The sequence below is a fragment of the Alcanivorax sp. HI0044 genome, assembly GCF_001634945.1.
Genome location: NZ_LWEZ01000334.1, coordinates 1 through 697, shown reverse-complemented (window position 1 = coordinate 697; position 697 = coordinate 1). Strand labels below are relative to the sequence as shown.

At 48.4% G+C, this 697-nt stretch carries 1 protein-coding gene; it reads right to left on the bottom strand.

Going from position 1 to position 697, the window contains the following annotated elements:
- Positions 1-112 precede the first annotated feature (112 nt).
- Positions 113-697: oxidoreductase C-terminal domain-containing protein (locus A3730_RS03985; RefSeq protein ID WP_197477273.1), on the bottom strand; the 585-nt coding region annotated here is incomplete at its 5' end.

The window sequence follows — 697 nt, the reverse complement described above, 5'->3', positions numbered from 1 at the left end:
TCGACCATGTCCACGCCACTTGATTGCTCAGATCGACCTTCGGTACCGGATACGGTTTCCGTTGACACAAGTCGTCATCGAGACTATTGGAGATAGCAATTCTTGCAGTGCTTCAGATTAAAGACTTCAGTTCGATATTCGGATTAGACAACACTTCAGCGCTGACACTCTTGCGCAGTTTAACCAACTGTTTACCCACCATGAATGCAACTGGAAAATTGACTGCATCAACAGCAATAACATGACCAAGACATAGATAGAAAACTGCGAATTCCTTGTCAAGGATACTGCCACGCAGTACACGCTGGTCATGATTTTGGGACAATCCTACCATCTGCAAACGAACATCATACTGGTTCGACCAGAACCAGGGAGGGCTATCGTAGGGCTTTTCTTCACTCATAAGTGTAGCTGCCGCCGTACGAGCTTGCTCAACAGCGTTAGCGACTGATTCAAGACGCTGCCTTTTGTCGAAGAACAGATTATGATGGCGGGTACAATCTCCTATCGCCAGAATGTCTGGGTCATCGGTGCGGGTAAATTCATCGACGACAACGCCATCATCGCAAAGCAGGCCAGCATTTTCAGCCAAGGCCGTTTCTGGTATGACACCAATCGAAACGAGAACGATGTCCGCTGACACCTTACCCCCATCGGCCAAGGTCACACCATTCACGCACCCTTGATCATCTGATTC